Below are 23,314 nucleotides of genomic sequence, written 5' to 3' on the forward strand. Positions count from 1 at the left end.
TTAACGATGGTTCTGTCGGATAATAGGAAGACAAGGATGTCTGCTTCCTAACTTAAGCCCGGCGTTATAAGGCGGGACATAAGAATCAAAAAGCTACGTAGCCGGATATTCTACACCTGCAAATCCATATAGGCTAATTTCACTTCAAATTCATTATCACAGTGGTACGGTTTATGAAAGTGAAAATTAGCCTATTTACTCAAGAAAATTATTCATGAAAATTGCGATACTCGATGATTATCAGGATGCCGTGCGCCAACTTCCTTGTTTTGACTTATTACAAGGACATGAAGTTAAAGTTTTTAATAGCGGCGCGGTAGGTATAGGCCAGTTGGCGATACGTTTAGCGCCGTTTGATGTTTTAGTTTTAATCCGTGAACGCACTGTCTTATCTGCAGCCTTACTCAAAAAATTACCTAATTTAAAATTAATTTCTCAAACGGGTAAAGTTGCCGGGCATATAGCTTTAGCTACAGCTGCCGAATGCGGGATCAGCATCGCAGAAGGAATAGGCGATCCAAGCGCACCGGCAGAATTGACCTGGGCCTTGATTATGGCCGCGACGCGCAAGATTATTCCTTACTCAAACAATTTAGAAGACGGTTTATGGCAAATGAGTTCCATCCACCCAGAGAATAATCGCTTGGGCCGAGTATTAAAAGGACGAAATTTGGGAATTTGGGGTTACGGAAAAATTGGAAAAATTATTGCTGGCTACGCTAAGGTATTTGGCATGCAAGTTACCATCTGGGGAAGTGAAACGAGTCGGCTTCAAGCAATACAGGATGGTTATCAGGCAGCACTGACGAAAGAAGAATTTTTTAGTTTGAATGACGTCATTTCTATGCATCTCCGTTTAAATGATGTCACTCGTGCCATTGTTACCAAAGCCGATTTGGCATTAATGAAAACTGATGCCTTATTTGTCAATTCAAGTCGCGCGGAATTAGTCGAGAGTGGCGCGCTAGAGATTGCGTTAAAGAGTGGCAGGCCAGGCTTTGCAGCGATAGATGTATTTGAAAATGAGCCTATATCGCTTAAAAATCCTTTATTGATTATGGAAAATGTATTAACGACGCCGCATTTAGGATATGTAGAACAGGATAGTTATGAAATATACTTTCGTGCAGCATTTCAAAACATTGTTGATTTTGCCAATGGAAATCCCAAAAATATCGTAAATTTGAAATAATCAAGAGAGCTAATGTGTTGGCTGTGAGCTTGGATTTAGCAATAAAACTTCCATAGGTGCAGGCTCATTTGCTAGCCATTTTTGATGTATTTTTTGAAAACTACCATCTTTCTTAATTGCCTTTAAAGCCTCTTCCCACGCTCTGATTATCGTAGGTGAACTTGCTTTAGAAAATGCCAGATACAATTCTAAGTTATCTAAGACCATCACTCTTTCTACTTCATCCGGAGCATGACCAGTCTCTTTGACGATGGATGGAACTGCCAGGCTACCTTCTACCCAAAGTTCAAAACGCTTAGCAAATAACATATTCGCGGTAATTTTTGGCGCTGCTGCTAAATCTAATTTGGTGAAACCTTTTTTCTTCGCAGTATCAGCAAAAATACTCCCACGATAAGCACCGACTGGTAATTCGTAGATTTTATCGCCCATTGCCAACAAACGTGCAGCATTGCCTCTCTGGGTGTAAAGCGCGGTGCTCGAAATAGCAATTGGGCCCAATAAAGTCATGAGCTTTTCACGCTCCACAGAACGGCCTACGCTAAAAAGCATGACATTTGCTTCTTCCAATAAAGACTTGTAGCCCCTCGCCCATGGAACCATAGTGATAACTTCCGTAGTTCCAATTTTTGCCTGTAATGCCTGAACAATTTCTACTCCCATTCCCTCCATTTTAGAGTTAGCTTGATAACTAATAGGAGGCCAATCTTCGGTATAGATCGTCAGCGTCTGGGAGTAAACAAGATCTGGGAGTAATAAGAGAATAAATAAAAAAGCAGACATATACAGTATTAATGTCTGCTTTAAGTAGTTTATACACTGCTTTAGTGTTTTCATTACTGGTGCCCTCTGTATTCTAAAATAGTCCAAGAGCACAGCAATCACAAGAATATTTAATTGTCGATCTTAAATTTTTTAATTTTTAATTTTTAATTTTCTTCAGATCATCCAACATTTCTTGGTTTGCTTGTTTGAGTTTTTCTAACATTGGTGGCATTAATTTCTGAACTGTTCCCATTGTTTCTTGCATAATTAATGGCATTTTATTCACAAATGATTGACCCGCTGTCGATTGATAAAAATTAATGATGCCGGTAATGTCATCCTGGCTCAGAGTTTTCGCATAAATTTCGACAAAAAGTGGTTCTAATTTCTCCCAAGACATATTTTCTTTGTTTAAAACAGCTACTTTCTCACGAAAATTATCCAGAACTTTTTGCTCTTCCGGACTAATCGTTTCGCCTTTTAAGGCTTGCTGCATCATATTTTTGGTAAGCATCTCCATCTGGCCTTCCAGACTTTTCAACATTTCACTAGTTTTGGTTAACTCAAAAACTTTTTTTATTGATTCATCGCTAGGTCTAGTTGTCGCAGTTTCAGCAAATGTTGGCGTATTCACTAAAAGAAGTGACAAAGATAAATAAGTAAGAAAATTTTTCATTTTAGAAGTTGCTGCAGAGACGCTTTTTTAGAAGTTGTTGCATTCTAGAGTAAGAATTTGAATTTGCGGAAATTTCTTTTTTTGTATTTTTTTTGTTCTGTAAAACAATAATAAGAAGTTTATATATATAAATAGTAGTAATAGTTAAGCTCAAGAGGTTTCTGTGGATAACTAGGTTTACTCTTTTAAATACAATCGATTAGAAAAAATATAAAGCATAGAAGAAGTTTTGTATGAAGGAGTAATAGATTTTGGATAAAATTTTCTATCTTTCGGAAAACTGAAATTCTTCACATTTAGACCTGTGGATATCCCAAAGCTTATCCACAGAAGAAAATATAAAATAATTCGCTTTTTGTCGTTTTGCGACCTTCTTAGATGGAATTAATCTTTGTTTAGTTAATTTTAAATAAAGCTACGCATCATTAATTATTTGATCTATTCAATTATGCTTAGGCAATAGATAATTTTTTTCGTTTCCAGGTATTTCTAGTCTTATTTGATTGGTTTTCTTTCGCAGGCATAAACGTATAAATTTTTTTGACAGACACCATAGCTTTCACTTCTAGCTATTACGGTCTTCTTTTTTATAGTTCTATTTTTAACAATCAACCATCATGAATTTATAAAGTTCAGGCGCAATACGTCTGCATATATATTTTTTTACATTGGAAGTAGTCGTCAATTCAGAGATAGATCTTTGATGATCTGTCTTAACTTAGTTTAGTTTGAGTAAATTTCTACTTGAATTAATTCAATTGCTTTAATCAAACTCATTTTTTATGGTTTTTGATTTAAGTTTGAATTTTTTATAAAAGCCTAAGAGCTTTTTGTATTTTCTAATATTTTTTGAAAAGGAAAGAAGGGTTTGTTGTATACAATAACTTTATATATATATAGTAATAGTAGTTAACGGCGACGTTTTTTGTGGATAACTGATTTATCTGTATATAAATCAAGCTCTTGCAGTAATCATAAATAGACTGACATTGCTTGTACAGAAAAAGGACAGATTCTGGACAATAAAACGGTGTAATGGAAAAAATACGTTTCTTCACAGTTCATCCTGTGGATATCCATAATCTTATACACAGGCGTTTTTCTTGTAGATATTTTCTTTTTTAGTATTGTTCTGCTTTTTTTAGTATTTTTGGAGCAAGATATTGCAGTGTTTTTGCAAATAGTTGATTGAACAATTTTTTTCTAGTATTCAGATGTTGGCTATAAATTGCTGTGTATTCAAGGCAGGCTTGCCCAGCACGTGCTTGTTTGAACTTACTTGCTCCAGAGCTGTAATGTAAACGCTTGTTTTTTTGTTTTGCTATTTGTAAAAGTAAGGCCATCAGACGACGGTAAAGCCCTAGTTCTTGTGCCATTGTGGTGTCGTAACCTATCAAGGGAGTCGTTAGCCAGTCGCTGCCCTGATATTCATATATTCCCAAAACACCGACGATCTCACCCTTGTCGCGTAGCCCGTAGAGTTCTAAGAATCCGCTTTCCAGGCAAAACTCAAAGAATTCATCTGTGAAATCTGGATTCAGTGATGAGTGTTTATCCATGAAAACTTGACGAAAAAGATGACGCATTCTTGGTAAATCGCTAGGTTTTATTTGCTCTGGTGGAACTACTTGTATGTCATCGCTATGCAATAAGCGTGCGTCCTTTTTTACATGGTTGTGCTTCCATACGGCGGGGTTTTGCGGGTCACAAAGATAAATCATGCGCGCTGGTACCAAAGTCCAACCACATTTTTGTAAATAGTTGCAAAAATGTGGATTTACTTCTGTGCATATATTTCTAAAAATATAGGGATAATCGGGATATTCAGAAACTAATTCTTCAGTCAGATTTTGTAGTTCTTGAAAGTTCCAATCCGGATATAGATTGGTGGAAATAAGTCTATTACCTACGCTTACTGCACTATCTAAGCCGGATCCGCGAAGTAACATAGAGAGAGGAAAAAAGAGGCAATCGGCGCCTATTTTGGCCAACCATTTAAGTTTTACTGGAACATGCCGGATGGCTTCGTCTTTAGCATAAGTTATCCATGCTGAACGTGGACTCAGGACATAGCTTTGATTGCAGCTAGGTAGTATTTGTACGCTAATTGGTTGTGTTTGTTCTGCGATCGTTATAGATTGAAATTCGCAATTGGCGTTTGTCAGCCAATGTTTTCCACCCCTAGTGCGGGCGCTTAACATCCATAAAGTATGCGCCAGGGTCGGGGATGCCGCCGCGTACTTCAAAGTACGTCGTTTTTTGAGTAAAGATGCATACCGCCGTAGATCGCAGATCGATCAGTCGCATACAGTCTGCGGTTATGTGCAGTATCTGTGTGCCATGCCGACAATAGCTGTGGTGGTAGCATATTTTCTAATGGAGATTCACTACCGCCAGTGCGAAATACCACTTTTGCTTGCGGTGCCGCTGTACGCGTTACCTGCTCCCAAAGTTCAGTTAACTGTCGTTTATCCATCCAGTCTTGCGCATCTAAAAATAGATAGGCATCCATCGAGGCTCGGGGTTGCTGACGCAGGAAATCGGTGAGGTTGGTGTGGTGTGGATAAATTCTATCGATGTTATTTCGTAGCGATGAAAAATAGCGTTTTTGTAGATACATCGGTAAAGCTGTTTGGGTACTAGTGTCGTAGCAGCGGGCAAAGGCTTGATGAGCGAAGCAGTTTTGGTCTAAAGGAAAATCGCACGCCAAATGGCGCATGCGTTCTTTAAACAAATTCGGCAGACCCTGTTTTGCATCGTCTTTTAAGGCGGCGAATTGAGAGGGAGGGATGCCTAGGCTATACAAAGCGATAGGTTGCCTGGCCAGAAATTGAAACAGCTTGTTTTCAAATACAGGTTCCAGATATGTTTCAAATAAAGAGGCTTGCTCTTCCATACTGCGGGCTGTTGCTAGTTTTTTTAAATCGCCGCCCATGAGTTTTACCAGACCGTGCGCGAAGCCAATAAAATCTCCTAACAAACCATGTTGATAGGCGTTTTTGCTGAAATAGTGGAAGCGAGGTTTACCAAATTTTCCAAAAATTGAACGGCTTTCCCAAAAGTCGCTGGCGTCTTGCGATAAATGTGGGCGTATATGACGTTGATAGCGTTTGATATTATCGGCCTGGCTGGCGTTGCCAAGAAAATGCAAGACAGAGTCATAGTCAGGCAGATGTTTAATTGCTTGTTTTTTCATCTCCAGCATGGCTAAATGCGCGCCATTCAGGTCTACCGCGTGCACTGCCGCCGGATCTGTGGATAAGTAGGCCAGGGCATTACAACCACCCGAAGAAATAGTTAGTATGTTAGCGCCAGGTTTGAGTTGCAGCGCGTCAATATCGGATTGTGGATCTTCCCATATTTGGGCATACACCAAGCGGCTGAACCAATGGGTAAATAGACGATCAGCAAAGCCCTTACTACCTAAGGTGCTAGAGCTAAATACTGCATCGTCGATTAAGGTTTTGCTAGTCATCATGCTCTCCATGTAGGTCACTACTTCTTGGCTTTGCTAGAAGTAGAGTAGGGGATACAAGTGACAAGCTTGTGACAGTTGAATGAAGCTTTGATGAAATGACCACAGCGATTGCGGATAGAACCAGCGCGACTTTGAAGCAGATGTAAAAAAAAGGGAGCCTAAGCTCCCTGACGTTCTTGCTACTATTTTGGTTTAACCTTGTTGCTTACGCTTACTAGCGACGCTAGCAATCAGACCTAATCCTACCAATAGCATTGCGTAAGTTTCTGGTTCTGGTACCGCAGGTGTGAAGTTGACGATAGATAATTTGGCACCGTCGCTAAAACCATCGGCGTTAAATATCACTAAATTGACTGCGCTTGGATTGATCGCGATATCCTTGTAGTGGTTGTATCCATCAGGAACCACTTGAGTGAAATCCAATGTTTGTTTAAAAACCTGTACGCCGTTAAAGTAACCGGTAGCGTAAGCATAGTTGTAACCCTCCCATGTTTTCCACAGATTAAAACTAAGTGTGCCTAGATTGAATGCAGCGCCATCAGTTGACGCTAATAATGTATCTGCATGGTAAAAATCTGTACCATTTCTGACTGCGTCGAAATGGCCAGTCGCCTGAATATAATGACCCCCTACGCTTGTTTCAAGTTTGATTTCTGCCATAGCAGGGAAAGAAGCGCTGATAGCGGACAGTGCTAGCAATGCGCTTGTAAAAAGGGATTTTAGTTTCATTGTTTATCTTAAGAAAATTAAATAGCATAAATTATTACAGTGTTAAATAAATAATTAAATATAATTATTGTAAGTTTTTGTAATAACTTGAATTTTCTTATTGCTCGATCGATTGCGGCTGAGTGTTTATTAATTGTAAATTGAGCTTGCTACTAAGTTGTGCAAAATTAAATTATTTTCTAGGACTGTTCTACAATTTTTTTAAGTCTAAGCAGCCCAGCCTCAAAATCTGGCCCCAGCATTTTGTCCATAAATGGCGCGAACAGTTTCATCATTAGATTGCCTTCTGAGCTGCCTTGCATAGACCACGTTACTTTGGTAACGGCACCTTGATTTTCTAATACGAAATTTCCTACTGATGGTTTTCCCATGCCTTCGAAATGGAGTTGGTAACTAATCTTTTTAGGCGGATTGACATCGTTAAACTTCATACCACCGTTGCCCTGGCTCTTGCTTTGCCATTCCCAAGCTGCGCCATTTCCATTTTCTGGTCCTGAATAGCTCATCTGCATAGCCGGATCGCGTTGATTCCAGACGGACCAATTTTTCCATTCTTTGGGTGCTGCGATCAATGGGTAGATTTTTTCAGCGGGCGCATTAATCACGACGCTGCGTTCTACTGCATACTCATTCGGTAATAGCAGAGCGATCGCGATGATCAGGCAGGCCAGAGCGAGCAGCGTACCAATTAGCCATTTTAGGATTTTCATCATGTACTTTCAGAAAAAAGGGTGAGGTAAACAAATTTAGATTTATTATTCCTTAACGTACCCGGCCAATGGCAATTTCCCATTCTTGCATCAAGTTTAGTGCTTGATCGCGGCTCATGGTAGGTAGAAAGCGCCGCTCCTCCTGCCATTGTTGGGCACATTCTTCTAGGTTTTGATACACGCCTACCGCTAATCCGGCCAGATAGGCCGCGCCTAAAGCCGTGGTCTCGGTGACTTTTGGGCGTAGTACTGGGATACCTAATAGATTTGCCTGAAATTGAAGCAGTAGATTATTCGCGGAGGCACCGCCATCTACTCTTAACTCGGTAATCGGGGTGGCGGCGTCGCGGTTCATCGCTAGTAATAATGCGGTGCTCTGGAAGGCGATCGATTCTAATGCTGCGCGCGCAATGTGTGCCACCGTGCTGCCGCGTGTCAAACCAAGTATTGCACCCTTGGCCGATGGCACCCAGTAGGGTGCTCCCAGACCCGTAAATGAAGGAACAAAAATGACACCGCCAGAATCTGGCACGCTGGCGGCCATATCTTCGACATCGGTGGAGTTTTGGATCGCTTTTAAGCCATCACGCAGCCATTGCACCACCGCGCCACCAATAAAGACACTACCCTCTAGTGCATATTGGGCTTGATGGTCAATCTGGCAGGCGGCTGTGCTGATCAAACCATTGTTAGAGCTGGCACACTGGCTGCCTGTATGCAGGAGCATGAAGCAACCCGTACCATAGGTATTTTTTGCCATTCCCGGTTTAAAGCAGGCTTGTCCAAACAACGCTGCTTGCTGGTCGCCGGCGATACCAGCCAAAGGAATCGCTGCACCGAATAAAGTGGTGTCGCCAAAGCGGTGACTGGAGGGATGAACCTCAGGCAGGATAGCGGCAGGAATTTGAAATAATGCTAGTAATTTTTCATCCCAGCATCCTAGATGAATATTCCATAGCATGGTGCGCGAAGCATTGCTGACATCGCTGACATGCAGGCGACCCTCACTGAGTTGCCATGCCAGCCAAGTGTCTACCGTGCCAAAAGCTAGTTCGCCGCGGTCGGCTTGTGCGCGCGCATTTGGTACATGGTCGAGTATCCATTTTAGTTTGGTGGCCGAAAAATATGGATCGAGTATTAAGCCTGTCTTTTGCTCTATGCTGCTTGCATGCCCTAGGGCATGCAATTGCTCACAGTAGTCCGCGGTGCGTCGATCTTGCCAGACGATGGCATTATTAATTGGTATGCCGGTTTTTCGGTTCCAAACAACGGTAGTTTCACGCTGATTGGTAATGCCTATGGCGGCGATTTCGCTTGCGCCTATCGCCGATTTAGCCAGCACCGCGGTGCTGGTGGCTAACTGGCTTTGCCAGATTTCCATCGCATCGTGCTCTACCCAACCTGGTTGCGGAAAAATTTGTCGAAATTCTTGTTGTGCCGAGGCGACTATATTTCCACTCAGGTCAAAAATGATGCTGCGGGAACTGGATGTACCCTGATCGAGGGCCATTAAATAGGACATGATGCATAGCTATTGAACGTAAAAGCTCAGTGTAACTCAGTGCATACGATGCAGATTAAGTGAGGTAAAAAAGAACAAAAAAACTACATATTTTTTTGTTCTAGCGTCCAGAGTGCACCGCCAAAAAGCTCGATCTGGGTTAAATACAGACGCAGATCAAGTTCGTATTGATGGTAGTTGGGCTCCATATAGCTGCACAGTTTATAAAAGGCCTTGTCATGTTCTTTCTCTTTTAGATGCGCCAGTTCGTGCACGACTATCATCTTGAGAAATTCTTCTGGTACTTGTTTAAACAGGCTGGCAATCCGGATTTCATGTTTGGATTTGAGCTTATTGCCCTGAATCCGAGAAACATAGGTGTGGGTGCCTAGGGCATTGCGGATCACGTGCAGTTTATTGTCGTAGACGATTTTGCTGATTTGTTCGCCGTTGCGCAGATAGCTATTTTTGATCTCTTGCACATACTGATACAGGGCTTTATCGGTGCGTATTTCATGCGGTTTTGCATATTTTTTTAGCAAAACCTGACCCAGCTTTTGTGTCTCTATGAGTTGCTTAACCTGGGCCTGCAAAGGCTCAGGATAAGCTTTGAGATAAGTTAATTCGATGGACAATTACTTGACGTCCAATAATTCGACATCGAAGATCAACTTGGCGTTTGGTGGTATCACGCCACCGGCACCACGTGCGCCATAGCCTAATTCAGCCGGAATAATCAGAGTGCGTTTGCCGCCGACTTTCATACCGGCGACGCCTTGATCCCATCCTTTGATGACTTTACCTGCGCCTAAAGGAAATTCAAAAGGACCGCGTCCTACCGAACTATCAAAGGCTTTGCCATGTTGATTCACTGCTTTTTCATCAAACAACCAGCCGCTGTAATGAACAGCGACGGTAGCGCCGGCAAGTGCCTCTTTACCACTACCCACTTTGCTGTCTATCTTTTGCAAAGCGGATGGCGCCCCGATGATGGCAACTCCGTTAGCGGTGTCATCCGCCAAGCTGTAGGTAACAGGAAATGCCAAGCTTAAGCCCAGGGCAACAGAAAACAAAGTTGATTTCATTCAAAACTTTCTAAAAGGAGCAGACGGGTGAAAAAAATGATAAAAACTGCATCATAGCGCATCGCATGACTAAGGATCTTATTCTGGCTTTTTGCCTGAACGTTGTAATTTTTCTTCGAAGGCCAGATCAAACTTGCTGGCTTTTTTCGGAGCTTGCTTACTCACGCTGTTAACAAAGCTAACGAAGGCATCGATCTCTAGCGGCTCATTGAGTTTGACTACACTTTCTTCGCCATTGGCCAATACCAGATAAAAATGGCCGTCTGAGGTGCTGACCATAGAATAGGCGGCTTGTGCGCTACGTTGATTCAGCCTTAGTACAGCATTACTGGCTTTGGTTGAGCGTGCCATCAACGGGCTCCGTACTTGTGTGAAATTTTATCCATAGTGCCGTCACTGTCTAACTCTTTGTTATAGCGGTTAAATTGAGCAATGCGATTTTTTTCCATCGCTGGATGGCACAACATATACAACTCTATGGTTTTGTATTTGACCGCTCTCTGCAGGTCTTTCCAATAGCCTTGCTGTTGCGCCATATACATGCCATGCAGTTCCGATACTACCCAAAAGTCGATACGACTATTGACCAATAAACGTGGATTTTCATCGTCTTCGTTGGCAAATTCTATCTTGTAGCCTTGCTCTGTGAGCTGCAAGCCGGTGGCCGCGTTTTTATATGAACCTATACGGTAAGGCTTGGCATCTTCAAAATTTTTGAGTTTAACCGTACTGTCTTTTTTACTGTAAAGCACCCAGTCATCAAAAATTAAAGGGCCTACCCATTTAAAAGAAGACTCGCGTTCCGGAGTGCGGCGCAGCCCTATCATGCAGGTATTTTCTTCGTTTTGAGTCGTTTGTAAAGCGCGCGCCAGCGAGGTACTTTTGATGCTGGTGCTTGCTCCGGCACGTTTCATGATTTCTTGAATTTTGTCACTTAAGACACCCTCAATCTGAGCCGTTTTTGGATTGGTGTACGTGAAGGGGGTGAATTCCTGTATCAGCAATTTGATATTTTCGGCATGGACTGAGGCAGGAATGCTGCTGAGCATGCAGATTACACCGGGCAATACAGTGGTAAGTTTGGTCGTGAACATGCGAGGTAAAGCTTTTCGATTAAACAAATAGCAGTGTACCTCGATTTCAGTGCTAGAAAGAATTTACCGTTGTGTGGCGCTAGTCCATAAATAGCAGCGATTTTTGAACATTAAGCTAATTTGAAGATGCTCACAGTCTGGGCCAAATTAGCTGCCTGATTTTGCATGCTGGCGGCGGCGGCGGCGGCTTGCTCAACTAGCGCGGCATTTTGTTGCGTTGTTTCATCCATCTGTATTACCGCTAGATTCACTTGCTCGATGCCGTCGCTTTGTTCATGACTGGCGGCGGCGATTTCACTCATGATGTCGGCTACTTGTTTAACGGACGTGACAATTTGCGCCATGGTGACGCCAGCGCTATCGACCAGACTGCTACCGGCATCGACTTTGCTCACCGAATCATCGATTAAGCTCTTGATCTCTTTGGCGGCACCGGCTGAGCGTTGTGCCAGATTGCGCACTTCGCTGGCGACGACGGCAAAACCGCGTCCTTGTTCACCAGCGCGGGCGGCTTCTACGGCCGCGTTTAAGGCCAGAATATTGGTCTGGAACGCGATGCCATCGATGACGCCGATGATATCGACAATCTTGCGTGAGCTGTCCTTGATCGAACCCATAGTCTGTACTACTTCACCCACCACCGCTTGACCTTTGACAGCATAGTCGTTGGCTGCCACCACTAACTGGTTTGCCTGCCCGGCATTATCGGCATTTTGTTTGACGGTGGAGGTGAGCTCCTCCATCGCGGAGGCGGTTTCTTCAAGGCTGGAAGCCTGTTGTTCTGTGCGTGAAGACAGATCAAGATTACCGGCCGCAATCTGGCTGGAGGCGGTGGCAATGGTGTCGGTGCCTATCCTGACTTCACTGACGGTTTGTATTAAATGTAGGTTCATATTGTCGAGCGCTTGCAATAGTTTGCCAGTCTCGTCGCTACTTGTGACTTTAATCTGTTGGGTTAAATCACCATTTGCGATATGTTCGGCGATCGACACCGCATAATCGAGTGGCCTGGTGATGCTGCGTATTAACCAATAGCCTATCAAGCTGCCTGACACCAAGGCGAGCAGGATAATGCTGATCGAAAATATCTTGAATTTGTCGAAAAAATTTTGCGACTGATCGTACTCCGACTTACCGACATCAAGTTGTAACTGGATCAGTGAATTGAGTAGCTCACGTACTTTCTCGAAGCGTTCCGTCATTTTTCCGCTGAGAATCTCACTTGCCAGTTTGATGTCCTGGGCGCGCGCCGCTGCCATCGCTGGTTTTAGACCTTCCTCAAGAAATTCTTTGCGGGCCTGGGAAAATTGATCCGCGAGTTTTTTTTCTTCAGGGGTCAGGTAGGTTGCCATGTATTCTGCCCACACCTTACTCGCGGCCAGGATATTTTTATCTACCGTATCCATTTCTTGATTAATTTTTGCCGGGTCTCCCGCGAGCGACCTGGCAACTGTCAGTTGATTGAGCATAATATATCTGATCACCTGGTCGAGTTGGCCGACTGCGACCAAGCGGTCGTCATAGACCGTTTTAAGAGAGTTATTGATACTGCCGAGGCCAAAAATTCCGACTCCGCCTATGAGGATGGTCATCAGGGTCAGTAAGCTGATCATGAAAATCAGACGGACTTTGATCGTTAGGTCTTTTAACATGATATTTTCCTCGCAAGGATTGCAAGCGTAAGCAGAATTGTTGAGTGCTTCTTTTGACCATTTAAGTATAGCGTCAAATATTTTAGAGTTTTATGCTATTTTTCCTGAGTGAAAATAAAACCACATATTGAAAGAAAAACTGCTGTGGCTAGCGGCATTTTGCGTATGTTCAGTCTGGCGTAAGGGAAGTTCGGCAAGATGAAGCATGGGAGATCTTGCTCAAGAAAAATGCAGAATAATTAGTAAATTTTTCACCTGATAAACCCGCCGATGTTATTGGCAAGCACTACATTTATTTACACTTTTAATGAAAAATAAGGGAGTATCTGTAGCGATGCACCAAATGCGCATACAGTTATTGCGCGATTCACATTTTAAACCTCATACTCACCCCTAGTATATAAAATATGAAGATTCTTTCCCTGTGCCAATACCCGATTATTCAAGCACCAATGGCTGGTGGTATCACGACGCCAGAGTTGGTGGCCGCGGTCTCGAATGCGGGTGGCCTCGGTAGTCTGGCTGCACCCTTGTTAGCGCCATTGGCGATCATAGAGCAGGCCGAACATATCCGCCGCCTCACGGATAAGCCGTTTGCTATCAATCTTTTTGTGCAGAGCAAGCCACACATCGATTATGCCGAAGTGGCGGCCGCCAAGCTGCTGTTGCAACCGGTGCTGGCTGAATTGAATATCGATGACTTGGCGACGCCGACTCGCTGGTGCCAGGATTTTGAAGAGCAACTCGATGCCCTGATCATTGCCCGTCCTGCGGTCGCCAGTTTTACCTTTGATGTCTTGCACGCTAGCCAGATCCAGCGTCTGCATGAGGCTGGCATTCTGGTCGTCGGCACTGCTACTAATTTGCCTGAGGCGATCGTCTGGCAAGCCATGGGCGCTGATGCTGTGTGCCTGCAAGGGGTAGAGGCGGGTGGCCATCGTGGTACCTTCATCGGAGCCCAAGAAGCATCCACTTTGGGCGCGCTGGCACTATTGGCGCAGTGTCGGCCACAACTCCAGGTACCGCTGATACTGGCCGGTGGCATCATGGACGGTGGACAGATCGCGGCGGCACTGGCAGCGGGTGCGCAAGCGGTGCAAATGGGTACGGCATTTTTGACCGTGAAAGAATCTGGCATAGCGGCGGCGTATAAACAGCGCTTGTTGCAGGCCAACACCGATAGCACACGCCAGACCCGTGCGATTTCCGGACGTCTGGCGCGCGGTTTGGATAACAAATTCATGGCCTTGATGGCCGCAGTGGAAGCGCAAGTACCGGCTTATCCTATCCAAAACGCCTTAACCAGTAGCATCCGCGCGCAAGCCGGAAAATTAAATAATACCGAGCTGATGTCACTCTGGGCTGGCCAGGGTGTGGCCAAAGTGCGCGATCTGAGCGTGCGCGACTTGATGGCAGCTTTAGTTGCAGAATGGCATAGCTAGAACTTACGAAAAACTGTTCCAGCTAGGCGTACCGCCGAAGACAGCACTTCAGTACTTAAATACAACGGGCGGATACAACGATGCTGGGGCGGTTTTGCGTAAGTCCTAAGAGTCGCTTAATTAAAAAGGTTTTACATGGAATCAGCAGGTCAGTTCGATTACATCATCATCGGTGCCGGTACAGCGGGCTGTGTGCTCGCTAACCGGCTCTCTAAAGATCCAAATAATAAGGTTCTACTGCTCGAGGCAGGCGGCAAAGATGATTACATCTGGATCCATATTCCGGTTGGCTATCTGTATTGCATCAATAATCCGCGTACCGATTGGATGTATCGCACCGAAGCCGAAGCCGGTTTAAATGGTCGCAGCCTGATTTATCCGCGTGGCAAAGTGATGGGCGGTAGCTCCTCGATTAACGGCATGATTTATATGCGCGGTCAGGCCCAGGATTACGATCAGTGGGCGGCGCATAGCGGCGACGATAGCTGGTCTTGGGATCAGGTATTACCTCTGTTTAAACAGAGCGAAAATCATCATGCTGGCGCCAGTGAATTTCATGGTGTCAAGGGTGAATGGCGGGTAGAAAAACAAAGATTGTCGTGGGAGATACTCAGCGCATTTCGGGAGGCTGCCAAACAGACAGGAATTCCGAATACCGATGATTTTAATCGTGGAGATAACGAGGGTTGCGGCTATTTTGACGTGAACCAAAAACGTGGAGTACGCTGGAATGCTTCCAAGGCTTTTTTGCAGCCAGCGGCAGGGCGCGGTAATTTGACCATCATGACCGGTTGCCAGGTGCAAGCTCTGAGAATTGAAATTATCGATGGTGTGAAACGCTGTCGTGGCGTCGAGTTTATTGGCGGCGGTAAACAGTGGATGGCAGAATCGCACAAGGAAACAGTGTTGGCTGCCGGTGCGATCGGTTCGCCGAGTATTTTGCAGCATTCGGGTATCGGGAATGGCGCGCATTTACAGGCCGCTGGCGTGCCCTTGCTGCATCAATTGAGCGGGGTAGGCGAGAATCTGCAAGACCATTTGCAGATACGTTCAGCATTTAAAATTAGCGGCGCAAAAAGTCTCAATACCATGGCCGATAGCTGGCTAGGTAAGGCCAGGATAGGCCTGCATTATGCGTGGTCGCGCAGCGGACCGCTGTCTATGGCACCCTCGCAACTGGGGGCCTTTACCAAATCGGATGCCAGCCAGAAAACCGCGAATCTTGAGTATCACGTACAGCCTTTGTCGTTGGAAAAATTCGGCGATGCTCTGCATTCTTTCCCGGCCTTTACCGCTAGCGTCTGCAATCTGCGCCCGACTTCCCGTGGCCACGTGCGTATCGCCGGTAAGGATCCTATGGCGGCACCGAAGATCACCCCGAATTATCTGAGTACTGCGGAGGATTGCAAGGTCGCCGCCGATTCACTGCGCCTGACGCGTCAAATCGTAGCGGCACCTGCGCTAAAAAAATACGCACCGCAAGAATTAAAACCAGGCGCACAATTTCAAAGCGAAGAAGAATTGATGCAGGCAGCGGCCGAGATCGGCACCACGATATTTCATCCTGTTGGCACTTGCAAAATGGGACGTAGTGACGACAGCGGTGCGGTGGTCGATAGCCAGTTACGGGTGTTGGGGATTAGCGGTTTGCGGGTGGCAGATGCCTCTATTATGCCTAGTATTACTTCCGGCAATACCAATTCACCCACCTTGATGATCGCCGAGAAAGCGGCACTAGCGATTTTGGCTAGCCATAGATAAAATCGTTTAAATATCAATACGGTATTCGCAATTACCGTAGTTATACCGTATTGTTGAAATGTACTGGCAATGAGTACTATACAAAAATTAGATCTTTTAGAAACATTTTTTTGTGTTTCTAAATTAGGGTTTACGCCAAATTGTTCCAGCTAGGCGTGCCGCCGACGACAGTACACTAGTACGGCAAGGCGGATACAACGACGCTGGGGCGATTTGGCCTAAGTCCTAAAATAAGACAAAGAACAGACTAGCAATTATCCCTAGTAGTCCACAGGAGATTCGATGAGCAATGTCATTCTGGAGACGAAGCACTTGAGCAAAGAGTTCAAGGGCTTTACCGCCGTCAGCGATGTTAACCTACAGGTGCAGCGCGGCCATATCCATGCCTTGATCGGTCCTAACGGCGCCGGAAAAACCACCTGTTTTAATTTACTCACCAAGTTTTTGGTGCCCACTACCGGCCAGATTTTATTCAATGGGCGCGATATTACCGCCTCCCAACCGGCCCAGATTGCGCGTCAGGGCATCATCCGCTCGTTCCAGATTTCTGCCGTGTTCCCTCATCTTAGCGTGATGGAAAACGTACGCATAGGTTTGCAGCACAAGCTGGGAACCTCCTATCATTTTTGGAAAAGCGCGCGCAGTCTGAATCGTTTGAACGAGCAAGCCATGGCATTGCTGGAGCAAGTTGATCTACGCGAGTTTGCCGCCAGCATGACGGTCGATTTACCGTATGGTCGTAAGCGTGCGTTGGAGATCGCTACCACGCTGGCGATGGAGCCAGAATTAATGCTGCTCGATGAGCCGACTCAGGGCATGGGGCACGAAGACGTCCATCGCGTCACTGAGCTGATCAAAAAGGTGTCGGCCGGGCGCACCATTTTGATGGTGGAACACAATATGAGTGTAGTGGCGGGCATCTGCGACAAGATTTCGGTGCTGCAGCGCGGTGCCATGCTGGCTGAGGGAAATTACGATGAAGTGTCGAAGAATCCGAAAGTGATGGAGGCGTATATGGGGACCACCGCCGGCGAACTGGAAGGGGCGCACGCATGAGTGGCCAACATCCGGCATTAGAAATCAGTGGTCTGCATGCATGGTACGGCGAATCGCACATTTTGCATGATGTGAATCTGGTGGTGCAAGCGGGCGAAGTGGTGACTTTGCTGGGCCGCAATGGTGCCGGACGCAGCACCACGCTACGCGCCATCATGGGACTGACAGGTACGCGTAAAGGTTCGATCAGGATCAATGGGGTCGAGGCGATTAATTTACCCACTTACAAAGTGGCGCATCTGGGCGTGGGGTATTGTCCGGAAGAGCGCGGCATCTTTGCTTCCCTCTCTACCGAAGAAAATCTACTCTTGCCGCCGCTGGTCTCTTGCACCCATGCGGGCATGTCGGTCGAAGAAATTTACGCAATGTTCCCCAATCTGGCCGAGCGCAAAAACAGCCAGGGTACGCGCCTCTCAGGTGGCGAGCAACAAATGCTGGCGGTGGCACGTATCCTGCGCACTGGCGCACGCCTGCTGCTGCTTGATGAGATTTCCGAAGGCCTGGCACCGGTCATCGTGCAGGCTTTGGCGCGCATGATACTGACCCTGAAAGCCAAGGGCTATACCATCGTCATGGTGGAACAAAACTTCCGCTTTGCCGCGCCACTGGCGGATCGTTTTTACGTGATGGAACACGGTCAGATCGTCGAGAATTTTGCAGCGTCTGAATTGACGGAAAAGATGCCGGTTTTAAATGAATTGCTAGGTGTATAAGTCGTTGAAGTGGCAGCGGACGTAGCAGTAGATGTAGAAACAGAAGCAGCGACCGAACAGAGAGGCGGCGCGTTTTTGGCAATGATAGTTCCCTTAGTTTTTTCAATAATATAAATTGGAGTAGACACATGAAGACAACATTAAAAGCCGGTGTTTTTGCAGTTGCTGCTGCCCTGACGGGGTTTTCTGCCAATGCCAGCGCCCAGGTTTCTGGCGATAGCGTAAAAATAGGTTTTATCTCGGATTTGTCCGGTTTGTATTCGGACATCGATGGCCCTGGTGGCGCCGAAGCGATCAAGATGGCGATTGCCGATTTTGGCGGTACGGTCTTGGGTAAAAAGATAGAACTGGTCAGCGCTGATCATCAAAATAAGGCCGACATCGCGGCCAGCCGCGCGCGTGAATGGTTTGACCGCGATGGCGTTGATATGTTGATCGGTGGCACCAATTCGGGTACTAATCTGGCAATGTCCAAAGTGGCGCTCGAAAAGAAAAAAGCCTTCATCTCTATCGGTGCCGGCACCGCCAGATTAACCAATGAAGAATGTACCCCTTACACCATTCACTATGCTTACGATACCGTGGCGTTGGCCAAAGGTACCGGTTCTGCGGTGGTCAAGCAGGGCGGCAAGAGCTGGTACTTTCTGACTGCCGATTATGCCTTCGGTGCTTCACTGGAAAACGACACCACCACGGTAGTCAAAGCAGCGGGTGGCACGGTAGCCGGTTCGGTCAAACATCCTTTGTCGGCCTCGGATTTTTCGTCTTTCTTGCTGCAAGCTCAGGCTTCCAAAGCGCAGATCTTGGGCCTGGCCAATGCCGGTGGCGACACCATCAATGCGATCAAGGCCGCCAATGAATTTGGCGTGACCAAGACCATGAAGCTGGCGGGCTTGCTGATGTTCATCAACGATGTGCATTCTCTGACGCTAAACCTGACGCGCGGCATGTATCTGACCGATAGCTGGTATTGGGATCAGAACGAAGAAACTCGTACTTGGGCGCGGCGTTATTTTGGCAAAATGAAAAAAATGCCTTCAAGCTTACAAGCTGCCGATTATTCGGCCACCCTGCAATACTTAAACGCGGTGAAAGCGGCTGGCTCTGATGATAGCGATAAAGTCATGGCGAAATTACGCGGCATGAAGATCAATGACATGTATGCCAAAAACGGCGCTATCCGTGCCGATGGCAGCATGATCCACGATATGTATCTGATGCAAGTGAAAGAGCCGGCCGAAGCCAAATATCCTTGGGATTACTACAAGATAGTGCAGACTATCCCGGGTGATACGGCATTTACTACCAAGGCCGAAAGCAAATGCGCGCTCTGGAAATAAGACCTTAGCTATCCAGGTCTATCTAGCTTAGATGCGCGGCCGTGACGGCGCGCATCTCTTCATTGAACCTCTGCCCACTTCGGGCATTTATGCACAAGCGCCATGGAAATATTCGGTATTCCGCTACAAGCGATGCTCAGTCAGCTACTGCTGGGCCTAGTCAACGGCTCTTTTTACGCGATCTTGTCGCTAGGTCTGGCGGTCATCTTTGGCTTGCTCAACGTGATCAATTTTGCGCACGGTGCGCTGTACATGATGGGTGCTTTTCTGGCCTGGATGGGGATGAATTATTTTGGCATCAACTACTGGCTGATGTTGCTGATCGCCCCGCTGCTGGTCGGCCTATTCGGCATCGTCGTCGAAAAGACCATGTTGCGCTGGCTGTATAAGTTAGATCATCTGTACGGTCTATTACTGACCTTCGGCATTACCTTATTGCTGGAAGGCGTGTTCCGCTCGTTTTACGGCGTTTCCGGCCAAGCCTATTCGGTACCGGATGCCCTGATGGGCGCGACCGATCTGGGGTTTATGATCTTGCCCAATTATCGTGCCTGGGTAGTGGTGGCATCGCTCACCGTGTGTTTCGCGACCTGGTTTGTGATCGAGAAAACCAAATTAGGTGCGTATTTGCGGGCCGGCACCGAGAACCCTAAGCTGGTCGAGGCCTTCGGTGTTAACGTACCCCTGATGGTTACCCTTACTTATGGCTTTGGCGTGGCGCTGGCGGCCTTTGCCGGCGTGCTGGCGGCACCGGTAATACAGGTCTCACCCCTGATGGGTTCTAACCTGATCATCACGGTGTTTGCGGTGGTGGTGATCGGCGGCATGGGCTCGATCTTAGGTTCGATACTGACCGGTCTCGGACTGGGCATCATCGAGGGACTGACCCGTGTGTTTTATCCCGAACTATCTGCCACCGTGGTGTTTATCGTGATGGCGATTGTATTGATGATACGTCCGGCCGGTTTGTTCGGCAAAGAGAAATAGGCCATGCGGATTACGGAGATGGGTATGAATAAAAAACTTGGAATAGGGCTGGCGCTGGGCGCCTTACTGCTAGCACCTTTGATCGTGTATCCGGTATTTTTGATGAAGCTTTTATGCTTTGCCTTGTTTGCCTGCGCCTTCAATTTACTGATCGGTTTTACCGGCTTACTCTCGTTCGGGCATGCGGCATTTTTTGGCGGTGCCAGTTATGTGACTGGCTGGGCCTTGAAGCAGGCCGGCTTACCAATGGAGCTCGGCTTATTGCTGGGGATGGTGGCAGCGGGTGGAATTGGTTTGCTGATGGGGAGTTTGGCGATCCGCCGGCAAGGGATTTACTTCACCATGATCACGCTGGCGTTGGCGCAAATGCTGTATTTCGTGTTTTTACAGGCTAAATTTACCGGCGGCGAAGATGGCTTGCAAGGAGTGCCTCGCGGCAAATTGCTGGGCATGCTAGACCTTAGTTCTGACCTGAGTTTGTATTACGTGGTGCTGGCGATTGCCGTGGCTGGTTTTGCCCTGATCGTACGCACCATCCATTCGCCGTTTGGGCAGGTGTTAAAGGCGATCAAGGAAAACGAGCCACGCGCGATTTCTCTCGGTTATGACGTAGACCGTTATAAGTTGCTCGCCTTCGTGCTGTCAGCCTCACTGGCAGGCTTGGCTGGTGCCACCAAGACTCTGGTGCTGGGCTTTGCGACACTGACCGATGTGCACTGGACTATGTCGGGTTTGGTGGTCTTGATGACCCTGGTCGGCGGCTTAGGCACCATCGTCGGCCCGGTGGTCGGCGCCGTGATCATCATCCTGCTGGAAAACAAGCTAGGCGATATGGGTAATTGGTTGGCCGATATCAGCCAGGTCGAGTGGTTTAGAAGCTTAGGGGAGTCGGTGACGATGGTGACAGGCCTGATCTTTATTATCTGTGTGCTGGCGTTTAGACGCGGCATCGTCGGCGAATTGGGAGCGCGCTGGGCGCTGCTAAAAAAATAGGCTGTGCGGTAAGTGGCAAGTGCAATCAAAATACCCCTGAATAAAATCCGGGGTATTTTTTTGCACATCAAAATTTTTAGACCCTTGCCAGCGCGCATATTCCATGCGCTTCTCCAAGCAATATCGGGCTGCAAGGCCCATGGGATATGCGTGGTGGCAGGGCGCCTGAATCATCAAGCTATTTCGGTTAAGATGGCAAGATCACATCTAATTTGTGCATGTCAAACCGAGAGTTCAAATGAAGCCAGCCAATTTAATGACGTCGTTATTTAAGTATAAACAGTGGGCCAATCAGGAGTTGTTCGCTAGCATGCGAGAGCTGGATGTCACTCAGCATCAAACTGAGCGACACAGTGCGATCCGAATTTTGAATCACGTCTATGTGGTTGACAGCATATTTTGGGCGAATTTGCATGGGCTTCCACATCACTATGTGGCGACCAATACGGAGCAGACGCCGGCGCTCGATCAGCTGTATGCGGCGGTCTGCAAAACCGATGCTGCGTATCTCGCTTACCTTGAGATGCTAGATAGTGCCGGTTTTGATGAGACCATGCATTTTGTCTTTACCGATGGCGGCCACGGGCAAATGAGCAGGGCAGAGATATTGATGCATGTGATTACCCATGGCGGATATCATCGTGGTGCAGTGGGAAGAATTTTGAGCCAGTTGTCGATAGCGGCGCCGCGCGATATCTACACCAAATTTTTGCATGAGTCTGAACCTGGCCGACGGGCAGGCTAACTCTGCTAGATGTCGCGTAGTTAGTCGCTTAGCCTATTTGGGACTACTGTTGAAAAAATTATTCAAGGACCCTGCCAGCGCGCATATTCCATGCGCCTTTCCGAGCATATAGGCCTGCAGCCCGCACGGGATATGCGCGGCAGGGTAGACCTTATTTATTCCTCCCATCCTTTATTGCATTTACAGCGCCGCTTTATAGATAGCTCTGGCGTCGGCCAGAGTCAGCTCGCGCGGGTTATTCGCGAGCAAGCGGGTTTGTTGCATGGCCGCTTGCGCTAAATTGTCCAGATCGTGTTCGGCTATGCCAACTTGACTCAGGCGGGTGGCGATACCGACGCGCTGCGCTGAGGCGGCTAAGGCATCGATCATGGCATGGCTACGCGCTTGCTCACTGCCGCTGGCCTGCGGGACGATGATGCTGGCGAGCTCGGCATACTCGGTTGCTGCGAACGGTAGATTGAAACGTAGCACGTGCGGTAAGACTAGCGAGTTGGAAAGCCCATGCGGCACATGAAAGATGCCGCCTATCGGGTAGGCCAGCGCGTGTACTGCGGCTACCGGCGCGTTGGCGAAGGCCTGTCCGGCTAGCATCGCGCCGACCAGCATGGCTTGGCGCGCTTCTTTATCTTGTCCGTTGTCGCATACTTTCTCCAGATTTTCCCAGAGTAATTGCAGTGCCTGGCGCGCCAGCATATCCGAGATGGCATTCTTTTTGTGCTTGCTGGTGTAGGCCTCGATGGCATGCACCATGGCGTCAATGCCAGTGGCGGCGCTGATGCTGGCGGGTAATCCCAGCGTCAGTGCGGCATCGAGTATCGCGATATCGGCATATAGCTGCGGCGCGACTACGCCCATCTTGCTGCTGGCACCGGTGGTGACGATGGCGATAGGCGTGACCTCTGACCCGGTACCGGCAGTGGTGGGTATCTGGATTAAGGGCAGGCGCTTGCCCTTAATCTGGTCTATCCCATACATTTGGGATAGGGGCTGATTGGTGTTGAGCAAGATGGCGATCAGTTTCGCAACATCGAGTGAGCTGCCGCCACCCATGCCTATGACTAACTCTGCTTGCTGCTGGCGCACCGAGGCGACGGCTTCTAGTATCAATTGCTCTGGGGGATCGGCTTGTACCTGGGCATAGATGGTGACGCTCAGTCCTAGGTTTTCTAAACTCCGAATAGAGGGTTGGACTAGGCCAGTTGCGAGAAATCCAGGATCAGTGACGAGTACACAACGGCGTACGGCGGGGTAATGCTGCTGAATAATTTCACCCAGTTGCGCGCTTGCTCCATATCGGTTGATGAGGGTGGGGACGGTGCGAAACTCAAAATTGTTCATGGTATCTTTACTCCAGGTTGTGCTGATTGTAGCAAGACTTGTTATCCTGTCAGCTTG

General features: G+C 47.2%; 22 protein-coding genes. 9 read left to right on the forward strand and 13 right to left on the reverse strand.

Features of this window, described 5'->3' with window-relative positions; genetic code table 11:
- The first annotated feature begins 214 nt into the window (after positions 1–214).
- The gene (locus ACO0K8_RS19365; protein WP_422948290.1) at positions 215–1,192 is read left to right on the forward strand and encodes a D-2-hydroxyacid dehydrogenase family protein; all 978 of its coding nucleotides are present in this window, start codon (positions 215–217) and stop codon (positions 1,190–1,192) included.
- 9 nt (positions 1,193–1,201) lie between these two features.
- On the opposite strand, the gene ACO0K8_RS19370 is transcribed toward ACO0K8_RS19365, so the two are convergent.
- The 12 genes from ACO0K8_RS19370 to ACO0K8_RS19425 form a co-directional block, all read right to left on the reverse strand.
- Positions 1,202–2,029, reverse strand: a complete 828-nt coding sequence (locus tag ACO0K8_RS19370; protein ID WP_422948291.1) for a substrate-binding periplasmic protein — start codon at positions 2,027–2,029, stop codon at positions 1,202–1,204.
- Positions 2,030–2,114: 85 nt separating this feature from the next.
- Entirely contained in the window at positions 2,115–2,633 is a 519-nt protein-coding gene (locus ACO0K8_RS19375; protein WP_422948292.1) for a DUF2059 domain-containing protein, read from the reverse strand.
- A 1,121-nt stretch (positions 2,634–3,754) separates the two neighbouring features.
- A complete protein-coding gene (locus ACO0K8_RS19380; protein WP_422948293.1) occupies positions 3,755–4,879 on the reverse strand; it encodes a hypothetical protein in 1,125 nt (374 codons plus the stop codon).
- Positions 4,876–6,108, reverse strand: a complete 1,233-nt coding sequence (locus ACO0K8_RS19385) for a DUF3419 family protein (protein WP_422948294.1) — start codon at positions 6,106–6,108, stop codon at positions 4,876–4,878. Before ACO0K8_RS19385 ends, ACO0K8_RS19380 begins: the two co-directional genes overlap by 4 nt.
- Positions 6,109–6,303: 195 nt before the next feature.
- Positions 6,304–6,840, reverse strand: a complete 537-nt coding sequence (locus ACO0K8_RS19390) for a PEP-CTERM sorting domain-containing protein (RefSeq protein WP_422948295.1) — start codon at positions 6,838–6,840, stop codon at positions 6,304–6,306.
- A gap of 179 nt (positions 6,841–7,019) precedes the next feature.
- Positions 7,020–7,550: an SRPBCC family protein gene (locus ACO0K8_RS19395; protein WP_422948296.1), complete on the reverse strand. Its 531-nt coding sequence runs from the start codon at positions 7,548–7,550 to the stop codon at positions 7,020–7,022.
- A gap of 52 nt (positions 7,551–7,602) precedes the next feature.
- On the reverse strand, positions 7,603–9,072 hold the full coding sequence (gene glpK, locus ACO0K8_RS19400; RefSeq protein ID WP_422948297.1) for a glycerol kinase GlpK: 1,470 nt from the start codon (positions 9,070–9,072) through the stop codon (positions 7,603–7,605).
- A gap of 83 nt (positions 9,073–9,155) precedes the next feature.
- Positions 9,156–9,686 (reverse strand): M48 family metallopeptidase, encoded by a 531-nt coding sequence (locus ACO0K8_RS19405; protein WP_422948298.1) that lies wholly within the window; start codon positions 9,684–9,686, stop codon positions 9,156–9,158.
- A complete protein-coding gene (locus tag ACO0K8_RS19410) occupies positions 9,687–10,136 on the reverse strand; it encodes an FKBP-type peptidyl-prolyl cis-trans isomerase (RefSeq protein WP_422948299.1) in 450 nt (149 codons plus the stop codon).
- A gap of 78 nt (positions 10,137–10,214) precedes the next feature.
- Entirely contained in the window at positions 10,215–10,487 is a 273-nt protein-coding gene (locus ACO0K8_RS19415) for a hypothetical protein (RefSeq protein ID WP_422948300.1), read from the reverse strand.
- Positions 10,487–11,230, reverse strand: coding sequence for a substrate-binding periplasmic protein (locus ACO0K8_RS19420; protein ID WP_422948301.1), 744 nt, complete (start codon positions 11,228–11,230; stop codon positions 10,487–10,489). The genes ACO0K8_RS19415 and ACO0K8_RS19420 overlap by 1 nt, the downstream gene beginning before the upstream one ends.
- 110 nt (positions 11,231–11,340) lie before the next feature.
- The gene (locus tag ACO0K8_RS19425) at positions 11,341–12,882 is read right to left on the reverse strand and encodes a methyl-accepting chemotaxis protein (RefSeq protein WP_422948302.1); all 1,542 of its coding nucleotides are present in this window, start codon (positions 12,880–12,882) and stop codon (positions 11,341–11,343) included.
- A 407-nt stretch (positions 12,883–13,289) separates the two neighbouring features.
- Between ACO0K8_RS19425 and ACO0K8_RS19430 the strand changes: the two genes are divergently transcribed.
- From ACO0K8_RS19430 to ACO0K8_RS19465, 8 genes are all read left to right on the forward strand, one after another.
- Complete coding sequence (locus tag ACO0K8_RS19430; protein WP_422948303.1) at positions 13,290–14,324, forward strand: NAD(P)H-dependent flavin oxidoreductase; 1,035 nt, start codon at positions 13,290–13,292, stop codon at positions 14,322–14,324.
- A gap of 135 nt (positions 14,325–14,459) precedes the next feature.
- Positions 14,460–16,085, forward strand: coding sequence for a GMC family oxidoreductase (locus ACO0K8_RS19435; protein ID WP_422948304.1), 1,626 nt, complete (start codon positions 14,460–14,462; stop codon positions 16,083–16,085).
- A 282-nt stretch (positions 16,086–16,367) separates the two neighbouring features.
- Positions 16,368–17,141 (forward strand): ABC transporter ATP-binding protein, encoded by a 774-nt coding sequence (locus ACO0K8_RS19440; RefSeq protein WP_422948305.1) that lies wholly within the window; start codon positions 16,368–16,370, stop codon positions 17,139–17,141.
- On the forward strand, positions 17,138–17,854 hold the full coding sequence (locus ACO0K8_RS19445) for an ABC transporter ATP-binding protein (protein WP_422948306.1): 717 nt from the start codon (positions 17,138–17,140) through the stop codon (positions 17,852–17,854). Before ACO0K8_RS19440 ends, ACO0K8_RS19445 begins: the two co-directional genes overlap by 4 nt.
- A gap of 128 nt (positions 17,855–17,982) precedes the next feature.
- Positions 17,983–19,194 carry an ABC transporter substrate-binding protein gene (locus tag ACO0K8_RS19450; RefSeq protein WP_422948307.1) on the forward strand — a complete coding sequence of 404 codons (1,212 nt, stop codon included), beginning with the start codon at positions 17,983–17,985 and terminating at the stop codon, positions 19,192–19,194.
- A gap of 102 nt (positions 19,195–19,296) precedes the next feature.
- Positions 19,297–20,181 (forward strand): branched-chain amino acid ABC transporter permease, encoded by an 885-nt coding sequence (locus ACO0K8_RS19455; RefSeq protein WP_422948308.1) that lies wholly within the window; start codon positions 19,297–19,299, stop codon positions 20,179–20,181.
- Between the two features lie 24 nt (positions 20,182–20,205).
- The gene (locus ACO0K8_RS19460; RefSeq protein ID WP_422948309.1) at positions 20,206–21,174 is read left to right on the forward strand and encodes a branched-chain amino acid ABC transporter permease; all 969 of its coding nucleotides are present in this window, start codon (positions 20,206–20,208) and stop codon (positions 21,172–21,174) included.
- Positions 21,175–21,412: 238 nt separating this feature from the next.
- A complete protein-coding gene (locus tag ACO0K8_RS19465; protein ID WP_422948310.1) occupies positions 21,413–21,919 on the forward strand; it encodes a DinB family protein in 507 nt (168 codons plus the stop codon).
- 180 nt (positions 21,920–22,099) lie between these two features.
- Here the strand turns inward: ACO0K8_RS19465 and ACO0K8_RS19470 are convergent, their stop codons facing one another.
- Positions 22,100–23,257, reverse strand: coding sequence for an iron-containing alcohol dehydrogenase (locus tag ACO0K8_RS19470; RefSeq protein ID WP_422948311.1), 1,158 nt, complete (start codon positions 23,255–23,257; stop codon positions 22,100–22,102).
- Positions 23,258–23,314 lie beyond the last annotated feature (57 nt).

Origin of the sequence: Undibacterium sp. Ren11W (assembly GCF_049340485.1) — a bacterium.
GTDB lineage: Bacteria > Pseudomonadota > Gammaproteobacteria > Burkholderiales > Burkholderiaceae_D > Undibacterium.